We start from the raw sequence: 9507 nt of genomic DNA on the forward strand, positions 1-9507 counted from the left end.
TTATGGCAGGTGAAGCTTGCTCCATTTGCACTTTTCCTTCTTTGGCCTCTATTCCACAGAAACCCGCCTATGCTTGACGCATAGGCGGGTTTCTCGACACGCTGAGAGTCCGTCTCAGATGAGACGGACTCTGTTCACTCGTTAACGCCCAGCAGCTCCAGCGCGGCCTGGAGCTGGCTGTCCTGCTCGTGGGGCAGCTGCCCCGCCAGCAGCAGCTGGCTCTCCTCCTCGGAGAGGTACACCTCACGGTCCAGGGTGACGCCGGTGCCGATGAGGGATACGCCGTTTCCGGTGAAGTACTTCTCCGTGGAGATGCCCAGTCCGCCGCCGCCGGGCAGCGGGAAGGTCTGCTGGGAGTAGCCCTTGCCGGAGGTGGGCTCCCCCACGATGACCCCCACCCCCTGCTCCTGAAGCTCGGCGCCGAAGAACTCAGCGGCGGAATAGGTGTCGGCGTTGACCAGCGTGGCCATGGGGAGGTCAATAAAATGGGCGTCCGAGTTGGTCACCTGTTCGTTGCCGTCCCGGTCCTGCTGGCGGAAAATGGGCCCCTCGGGCAGGAGATAGTCCAGCATCTCGGTGAGCTCATCCAGATAGCCGCCGCCGTTGTTGCGCATGTCGAACACCAGGGCCGTGGCCCCCTGGGCCACCAGGTCGTCCACCGCCTCCTTCACGCCGTCGGCGCTGCGGCGGTAGAAGTTCTTCACCTGGATATAGCCCACGCCGCTCTCCAGCAGCTGGTACTCCACCGGGTCGGTCTCCAGCTGGGCGCGGGAGGCGGTAATTGTCCGCACGGTTCCGTCGGCCCCACGGACCTCCAGCTCCACGCTGGTACCCGCCTCACCCTGGATCAGATTGGCGCCGTCATAGCGGGCGTCTCCGGCCAGGGAGGTCCCGTCCACGGCGATGATGATGTCCCCCACCCGGAGGCCGGCCTGGTCGGCGGGACCGCCCTCCGTGACACCAATCACGGTAAGCCCCTCCTCATTGCTGTAGTTCACCGTCACACCGATACCGGTATACACGTTCTGGCGGCGTTGCTGGGTGGAGGCGTAGCTCTCCGGATCCAGGTAGTAGGACCAGCGGTCGTTCAGGCCGGACACCATGCCGTTCATGGCCGCGTCCACCACCTCGCTCTCCTCGTACTCCCCTACAAAGCGGGTGTTGATCAGGGCCAGGCCCTCCAGCAGGGTGAGGCCTTGGGGCCCGATGACCACCCATGCGGCCAGGGCCGTGCCGCCGAGGGCAACCGCCAGGGTGATTACCGCGGTCAGTATCAGGGCCAGCGGGGAAAAACGTTTTTTTCTCATTGAGATGCTTCCTTTCCGGGCAGAGATTGTACGGATACGCTGCAAAAACCGGGAGCAGGCGGGGATTCTCTCCCCCGCCCGCTCCCGTCATAAGCATATTCTCCGGTTATCAGGTATTGTACTGGCGATAGAAGGGCAGATCCGGCCAGTACTGCTCCGGGTCTACCCGGCTGCCGTTGACCCGGATCTCCAGATGCAGGTGGTTGCCGGTGGAGTTGCCGGTGGAGCCCACATAGCCGATGACATCGCCCTGGCTGACCACGTCGCCCGCGCTGGCCGCCCGGCTGCTCATATGGGCGTAGAGGCTGGTGGTGCCGTCGCCGTGGCTGATGACCACATAGTTGCCATAGGAGCTTCCATACTCCGAGATGGTGACCACGCCGCTCTTTACCGCCTTAATGGGTGTGCCGTAGGGCGCGGCGATGTCCGTGCCGGTATGGCTGTGGGGCCGGCCCGTGATGGGGTGAATCCGGTAACCAAAGGCTGAGGTCAGCGTCATGCAGCTGGTAGGCAGGGGGTAGAGCCAGCCGTTGCTGACGGTAAACTGAATCTGGTTCTGCCGAATCAGTTCCTCCAGCTCTGCCTCCCGCTGGGCAATCTCGTCGTTGACCCGGGCCTCCTCGGCGGCCTGCTCCTCCAGCAGGCGCTCATATTCGGCCACGTCGCTCTCCAGGTTCTTCAGCACCTGGGCGGCCTCCTCCACCTTGACGGCCTGGTCCGCCCGCTGCTGGTCCAGCAGCGTCTTCTGGTTGGCCTGCTCGGTGCGGGAGCTCTCCAGCGCGGTAAGGGCGTCGGCCACCGCCTGCCGGTCCGCCTTGAGCTGCTCAATCACCGCATTGTCGTAGTCCATCACGTCCTGGACGAAAACCATCTTGTCCAGCATGTCGGAAAAGCTGCTGGCATTGAAGAGGATGGCCCAGTAGGAGACCGTTCCGCCCTCCTCCATGGCCCGTACCCGCTGGCAGAAGAGATCATACTGTGCCTCTTCCTTGGCCTGGGCCTCGGCCAGGTTGGCGGTCTCCTGCTCAATGAGCTGATCGTAGTAGGCGATCATGCTCTCTGTATTGGCAATCTGCTGGTCAATGTAGGCCAGCTCCTGATCCCGGAGCTGCTTTTCCTGCATGGCCTTGTCCTTCTGGCCCTGGATCTCCTCCAGCTGGCTCTGGAGTTCCTCCTTCTTGCTCTCCACGTCGGAGGCGCTCCCCTTCAGAGCCTCGATCTGCTGCCGGAGCTCGTCCTCCGTCACGGCCCGGGCCGCGGGCATGGCCATGGTGAGGATGGGCAGGAGGAGAAGGACTACCATCACGCAGGCCAGAACCGCCATCAGGATTCTTCTGGCGTCCCATACCTTCTTCTTTCCCGTCTTCTGGTTTTGCTGTTTCTGTGCCATGAGTATCTCCTTTTTCTGTCCTACACCTGCAGGAACTTACCGATGGCCACCATGCTGCCGCCCACACCCACTGCCAGGCCGGTGCCGCAGAAGATACCGAACACCTTCAGCGCCATGGTTTCGAAGGGAATGATGTTGATGAGCTGGATGGTATCGGACGTCTCAATCGCCTGTCCAATCAGGCTGTACACGCCCCACTGGAGGAGAAAGGCCGCCACCGCGCCCACAAGGCCCAGGATCATGCCCTCAAACACAAAGGGCCAGCGCACGAAGCCGTTGGTGGCGCCGCACATCTTCATGATGGCAATCTCGTTGCGCCGGGTGAAGGTGCCCAGCTTGATGGTATTGGCGATGATGAACAGGGACATGACCACCAGCATGACCACCAGAATAATGGCGACGCCGCTGGCCACATTGCTCACCACCACAAAGCCCTGGGCAATCTCCGGGATGGCCTGGATATTCGCCACGCCGGGCACCGCCCGCACCGCCTCCACAGTGGCGGAGAACTGCTCAATGTCCCTGACCTTGATGCTGTACCGGTCCCGGAACACATCGTCAGGCAGCTCCAGGAACAGCTCCGCGTCCTCTCCGCTGGCGTACTGCTCCACATAGTCTTCCTTGGCGGTCTCTTTGCTGATAAACTGGACCGACGCCACATTGGGCACCGCCTCCAGCGTGCTCTGAAGGGCAGCCGCCTCTTCCTCCGGGATGGTCTCATCCACATAGGCCAGGAATTCGTTGTCCCGCTCCAGCTCCCCCAGCATATTGCCCACGTTGACGGCCACCAGGGAGAAGGAGCCCATAATCAGAAGGCAGGCCACAATCATACATACGGCGGCAAAGGACATGAGACCGTGGGTAAAGATGTTGTGGAATCCCTCCGAGAGAAAATAGCTGAAATTAAAATGTTGTCTCATTGTTGTAATACCCGCCTGTCTCGTCGCTGATAATCCTGCCGCTCTCAATGGCCACCACCCGCTTGGAGAAGCGGTTGACCAGCTCCTTTTCGTGAGTAACCACCAGCATGGTCGTGCCCAGCTCGTTGATGCGCTCCAGCAGCATCATGATCTCCAGAGAGCGCTGGGGGTCCAGGTTGCCGGTGGGCTCGTCGGCAATGATCATGCTGGGGTTGTTGACCAGCGCCCGGGCGATGGCCACCCGCTGCTGCTCGCCGCCTGAGAGCTGATTGGGGCACATGTCCTTCTTTTTGGACAGGCCCACCAGGTCCAGCACATAGGGGATCCGCTTGCGGATTTCCCGGGAGGATGCCCCCACCACCCGCATGGCAAAGGTCAGGTTCTCCGCCACCGTCTTTTTTTCGATGAGCCTGAAATCCTGAAAGATGACCCCCAGGGTGCGCCGCAGATAGGGCACCTGGTTTGGGCGGATGGTGTTCAGATTATAGCCGTTTACCATCAGACGTCCGTCCGTGGGGGCCACCTCGGCCGTCAGCAACTTAATGATAGTGGACTTGCCGGAGCCGGACGGCCCCACCAGAAAGGCAAACTCCCCGTCGTCAATCCGCAGATTGATCCCCTTCAGTGCCTTTGTACCGTTATCATAGGTCTTATAGATGTCGATGAGTCGAATCATAGCTACCTCGTCTGCCTGATAGTTATCATGCGTATCAATACATATCCGTTCAACCGCATATAGGGGACGCCGGTACCGGCGTCCCCTCAGCGTGTTGAAAAGCCTCGGCTAAAAAGCGCCTGTATGAGATGGCAGGGGAGCGCGAGGGGGCAGCCGCCCACCTCGCGTGGAATCGAATGCCCCGCAAAGCCTTGCTGCGCAAGGCTTGCGGCGAGCGGAGCGAGGACTTTTACGCCACTGTACGGCGTAAAAGCAACGGCATTTTTGCAGGCAGCCCAAAAAGCCCTTGACTTTTTTGGCTGCCTGGCAGGACGCCGGTACCGGCGTCCCCTATACGGTTGTCATGTTCAGGACTCAATGCCCCTGGAGATCAGGTACTTCTTAACCATGAGGGCCACCTTGAAGGTGATGGCGTCGTCAAACTCCCGCAGGTCCAGGCCGGTCAGCTTTTTGATCTTCTCCAGGCGGTACACCAGGGTGTTCCGGTGGACAAAGAGCTTCCGGGCCGTCTCCGACACGTTCAGGTTGTTCTCAAAGAACTTGTTAATGGTGAACAGGGTCTCCTGATCCAGGGCGTCAATGGGGTTCTTCTTAAAGACCTCCTGGAGGAACATCTCGCACAGGGTGGTGGGCAGCTGGTAGATCAGGCGGCCGATGCCCAGGTTCTCGTAGTTGATAATGCTCTTCTCAGTGTCAAACACCTTACCCACGTCGATGGCCACCTGGGCCTCCTTGTAGGCCCGGGCCAGATCCCGGATGTGGCTGACGATGGTGCCGATGCCGATGACCGCCTTTATGTTGAGCTCCTCAGCCAGGGCGTCCTCGATCTGCTTGGCCACCTTGTACAGGTCCTTGCCCTCGGTGGTGTCGGACAGCTGCTTGATGAGAGCCACGTCGGTCTCACTGATGGAGAGGACGAAGTCCACCTGCTTCTCCGGGAACAGAGACTGGACCACGTCGATGGCGCCCACATCGGTGGAGCCCACCTGGCGGATCAGGAACACGGCGCGGGGCACCTCCGAGACAAAGTGCAACTCCTTGGCCCGGACATAGATATCTCCCAAAAGGATGTTATCGGAGATAATGTTCTTGACAAAGGTTGCCTTGTCATGCTTTTCCTCATAGTAGGTCTTGGCCCCGTTGAGGGCCACGGCAGCCATGGCGCAGATAAGCCGGGCGTGGTCATCCTCGCCGCGGACAAACACGGCGTAGTCAAACTGGGCGCCCCAGCCGCTCAGGGGCTTGAAGGTCTTGCCTTCAAAGGTGGCAATGTCGTTTCCCGCGGCATTGATGATCTCCACTGCGCCGGGCCAACGCTCTCCAATATTCGTCAGCTCATTGCAGGCTACCACCGTTCCCTCGGAATCGATGACGCCAATGGCTCTGTCTGAGCTCTCCTTCATCTGTAATACGACGCTCTGAAAAATCCTGCTGGACATAGGCGACAGCCTCCCTCAAACTCTATTATCATGGGAACGCACATTTTCCTTTACAGTATAGCGGATTTTTTTGTGCATTTCAATAGGAAACGCAAAATTTTTTGTGAAAATTGCCGAACTGGGTCTGCCGCTTCCTAACTTCATGACAATATCAGGAAAATTTTTCTGTTTTTTCGCCGTTTTCAGCATTTATCCGGCAATTTTTTTGTGGATTCTCCGTCCAGGCTCCCCCGGCGGACCGCAGCTGTGTCAGCTCCTCTTCCTCCAGCGGACGCCACTGGCCCTTCTCCAGGGTCTGGTCCAGCACCAGCGGCCCCATGGTAAGCCGCTTCAGATAGCGCACCGGCTTGCCCCGGGCCGCCAGCATCCGCTTAATCTGGTGGTACTTCCCCTCCCGAAGGGTCACCAGCGCCTCGTCCGGGGCCTCCAGCAGCGCCAGCCCGGCGGGCAGGCAGACCAGCCCGTCCCCCAGCGTCATGCCGCTCTGAAAGGCCTCCACATCCGACTGGTCCAGCCGCCCCTCTACCCGGACAAAATAGGTCTTGTCCACGTGTTTTCGCGGCGAGAGCAGGTCGTGGGCCAGGGCTCCGTCGTTGGTCAGCAGCAGCAGCCCCTCGGTATCCCGGTCCAGCCGCCCGGCCGGAAACAGCCCGATTTTTCGCAGGTGCTCCGGCAGCAGATCCAGCACCGTGGCCTGTCTGGGGTCCTCCGTGGCCGACACCAGCCCGGCCGGCTTGTGCAGCATCAGATAAGTATATCGCTCGCAGAGTACGCTCTGACCGTCCACCAGCAGAGTCAAGTCCTCTCTGCGGTACTTCTCCTCCGGGCTGCGGGCGGCCATGCCGTTGACCGTCACTCGCCCGGCCCGCACCAGCTCCTTTACCTCCCGCCGGGACCAGCGCCCTGTGGAGGCCAGAATTTTATCCAGCCGCTCCATATTGTCCTCTCCTGTCCGTGTGATTCGCCGCCCTTTTCTGGCATAACTTCCGCCCCGCCCACATATGGATTACCACGACATAAAACGGAGGGAGCGTTGCGCTGTGTTTATCTTTACCGCCAAAGTGGACCGCAGAAAGCTCACCGCCGCGGCAGTGGCCGGGGTGGTGCTCTGCGGCGCGCTGGTGGCCCTGTTCGTCCTCCTGGGCGGGAGAGGGACGGCAGTCTCCGCGCTGGCAGACCCCAATGGAGTTCGAACCAACGGGGACAGGGTCGCCTATCTGGAGCAGTACGGCTGGACCGTGGACCCGGAGCCCGCCGCAGTGGAGGAGCTCCTGATCCCCGAAACCTTTGACGAAACCTATACCCAGTACCTGGAGCTCCAGTCCAGCCAGGGCTTTGATTTAACCAAATACTGTGGAAAACGGGTCAAACGCTACGCCTACACCATCACCAACTATCCAACCGGTGAAACCGGCGTCCAGGCCGGGCTTCTGGTCTACAAAAATACCGTCATCGGCGGCGAGGTTCTCTCCAGCCAGCTGGACGGCTTTATCCATGGTCTGGCGCTTCCCCAGTCCTGAGGAAGCGCCGGACGCCGCAGCGCCGCGCACATGAAAACGCCCGGCGCTCTTTTCTTTTCCCTCAGTGCCCCTGCAAAGCCCCCTGGCACCGGTACAAAAACACCATAAATATCAGCCGTCCCGCCAGCTGCAGCACCAGATAAACTGCTACTGATGCCAGCAGCATTTTACTGTTTGCAAAAAATAAAGCCGCACAGCCGGAGATGATGCCGCCCACGCCGCACAGGATGCACAGCCGCCAGGACAGTTCTCCTCTTCCGGAGTCCGCCTCTCCATCCCGCTCCGCCACCAGGCCGTTGGACAGGCGGCAGACAATCATAATCCCCGCCAGCTCCATCAGCTGCCGGAACACTGCCAGGGCGAAAATTAGAATGGAGTTGTCCACAATCAGCGCAGCCAGCAGCCCGGCTACGGCGCCCAGCCGGGCGCACCATATAGCCCGGCGGTAGCCGCTCTCCGCAATGGAGGATGCTGTCAGCCCCACAAACACCATGAAAAATGCAGCAAGACATATAATGGCAGAGAGTACGCGCAGCGGCATCAGTCCAAGAACCAGCCCCGTGGTATTCAGCAGTACATAGGCCGCAGACAGGCATACACCAAAAAATATCTTTATCAGCCCCTGTCCGGCCGCGGAAAACTGCTTCTCCATGGGTAACCGCCTCCTGTGTCTTCTTCTACTCCCGCTTCATGTGGACGTTCAGATGGTTATAGGTCATCTCGATTCCGTTCTTGTCAAAGGCAGCCTTTACCTGCTCCAACAGGTCGGAATAGAGGTCCCAGTAGTCGTCGGTGGCGCACCACACCCGCACGGCATACTCGATGGAGCTGTCCTTATAGGCCGAAACCCGTGCGAAAGGCGCCGGATCCAGCAGAGCCTTGGGATGGCTGCGGATAACCGACTGAATGGTCTCCTTTACCAGTTCTACCGGCGCGTCATAAGCAGTATTGAACTTCAAATCCACCCGGCGCCGCTCTTCTGCGGTGTAATTGGTAATCTTGGCAGAGGAGATCTGGCCGTTGGGGATCATGACAATCTTGTTGTCATAGGTCCTGATCTTGGTGTACACCAGCCCGATTTCACTCACGGTTCCGCTGATGCTCTCCGTTTCAATATAGTCTCCGGCCTTGAAGGGTGTGGACACCAGCACCTGAATACCTCCCGCCAGATTGGAGAGCGTACCCTGGATAGCAAGGGAGACTGCCAGACCAATGACGGAGAGCAGTGCGATGAGCGAGGTAACCTCTATCCCGATATATCCAAGGATAATGGTTATGGTCAAAAACCAGAGCAGTATCTTGACCACTGACTTGATAAATGTATGGAGCCCCTTTTCGATGTTCAGCCGGTTCAGCGCCCGGTTCAGCACCGACATCAGCAGCTTCATAACGATCAGGCATACCGCCAGAAGGAGCGCCACATAGAGCACCCGCCGCCAGAGATCCGGCACCTGAAAAAACTTTGTAAAGGCATCCACTACCTGTTCGGAATCCGCGCCTACAGCCGCGTCCACACTCGTGCTGCTGTCCACCGCCTGCCGCCCCCCCCTCATAGATTTCAGACAAGAGCCCCCAGCAATGCCGTTCCAGATATCAGGCAGGCCTTGTATAACGGCATTATTATACAACATTCACCTTCCAATGTGAAGTGCATCCTGCATTTTCCACGTATAGTCCCACGTTATTCGAATTTTTCCCTGCGTATTGACAAAAAAGAGAGGCTTTATCCAAAATGGATAAAGCCTCTCAGGCTGTCGAAAAAGTCCTTGGACTTTTTCGACAGCCTTCAAAAATGCCGTTACTTTCGCGCCGCATAGCGGCGCAAAAGTCCCCGCTCCGCTCCCCGGAAGCCTTGCCCAGCAAAGCTTCCGGGGCATTCGATTCCACGCGAGGCGGGCGGCTGCCCCCTCGCGCTCCCCCGCCCCAGCCCAGGCGAATTCTGTTCAACCAAGGTTTTTCGACATGCAGAGAGGCTTTATCCAAAATGGATAAAGCCTCTCTGAAAGCGCACATCAGTTGTGTGTCAGGACCTCAATTACTCGTTGATGTCGATGACAACGCCGGAACCGACGGTACGGCCGCCCTCGCGGATAGCGAAGCGCAGGCCCTTCTCGATGGCGATGGGGGTGATCAGCTCCACGTCCATGTCGACGTTATCGCCGGGCATGCACATCTCAGTGCCCTCGGGCAGGGTGATGATGCCGGTCACGTCGGTGGTACGGAAGTAGAACTGGGGACGATAGTTGTTGAAGAAG

9 protein-coding genes and 1 pseudogene are annotated in these 9507 nt (G+C 59.2%); 1 reads left to right on the forward strand and 9 read right to left on the reverse strand.

Annotation, left to right across the window (positions count from 1 at the left end; all coding sequences use genetic code 11):
* Nucleotides 1-134: 134 nt before the first annotated feature.
* The 6 genes from QZY67_RS10805 to QZY67_RS10830 all read right to left on the reverse strand — a co-directional run bounded on the left by QZY67_RS10805 (nt 135) and on the right by QZY67_RS10830 (nt 6669).
* On the reverse strand, nt 135-1307 hold the full coding sequence (locus QZY67_RS10805) for a S41 family peptidase (protein WP_295370241.1): 1173 nt from the start codon (nt 1305-1307) through the stop codon (nt 135-137).
* A 109-nt stretch (nt 1308-1416) separates the two neighbouring features.
* Complete coding sequence (locus tag QZY67_RS10810; RefSeq protein WP_294536369.1) at nt 1417-2697, reverse strand: M23 family metallopeptidase; 1281 nt, start codon at nt 2695-2697, stop codon at nt 1417-1419.
* Between the two features lie 20 nt (nt 2698-2717).
* On the reverse strand, nt 2718-3617 hold the full coding sequence (gene ftsX, locus QZY67_RS10815; protein ID WP_295370243.1) for a permease-like cell division protein FtsX: 900 nt from the start codon (nt 3615-3617) through the stop codon (nt 2718-2720).
* Entirely contained in the window at nt 3601-4293 is a 693-nt protein-coding gene (gene ftsE, locus QZY67_RS10820) for a cell division ATP-binding protein FtsE (protein ID WP_294536374.1), read from the reverse strand. Before ftsE ends, ftsX begins: the two co-directional genes overlap by 17 nt.
* 347 nt (nt 4294-4640) lie before the next feature.
* Nucleotides 4641-5732 (reverse strand): helix-turn-helix domain-containing protein, encoded by a 1092-nt coding sequence (locus tag QZY67_RS10825; protein ID WP_295370246.1) that lies wholly within the window; start codon nt 5730-5732, stop codon nt 4641-4643.
* 151 nt (nt 5733-5883) lie between these two features.
* Nucleotides 5884-6669, reverse strand: coding sequence for a pseudouridine synthase (locus QZY67_RS10830; protein ID WP_295370247.1), 786 nt, complete (start codon nt 6667-6669; stop codon nt 5884-5886).
* A 103-nt stretch (nt 6670-6772) separates the two neighbouring features.
* On the opposite strand from QZY67_RS10830, the gene QZY67_RS10835 reads away from it, so the two are divergent.
* Nucleotides 6773-7252 carry a DUF4830 domain-containing protein gene (locus QZY67_RS10835; protein ID WP_295370249.1) on the forward strand — a complete coding sequence of 160 codons (480 nt, stop codon included), beginning with the start codon at nt 6773-6775 and terminating at the stop codon, nt 7250-7252.
* A 61-nt stretch (nt 7253-7313) separates the two neighbouring features.
* Here QZY67_RS10835 and QZY67_RS10840 read toward each other — a convergent pair whose 3' ends face one another.
* From QZY67_RS10840 to tuf, 3 genes and pseudogenes are all read right to left on the reverse strand, one after another.
* Nucleotides 7314-7904, reverse strand: a complete 591-nt coding sequence (locus QZY67_RS10840) for a hypothetical protein (protein WP_295370251.1) — start codon at nt 7902-7904, stop codon at nt 7314-7316.
* A 25-nt stretch (nt 7905-7929) separates the two neighbouring features.
* The gene (locus tag QZY67_RS10845) at nt 7930-8784 is read right to left on the reverse strand and encodes a mechanosensitive ion channel family protein (RefSeq protein WP_295370253.1); all 855 of its coding nucleotides are present in this window, start codon (nt 8782-8784) and stop codon (nt 7930-7932) included.
* 503 nt (nt 8785-9287) lie between these two features.
* Nucleotides 9288-9507, reverse strand: a pseudogene (gene tuf, locus QZY67_RS10850) (elongation factor Tu); the annotation flags it as partial.

The organism is uncultured Pseudoflavonifractor sp. (assembly GCA_904419835.1).
GTDB lineage: Bacteria > Bacillota > Clostridia > Oscillospirales > Oscillospiraceae > Pseudoflavonifractor.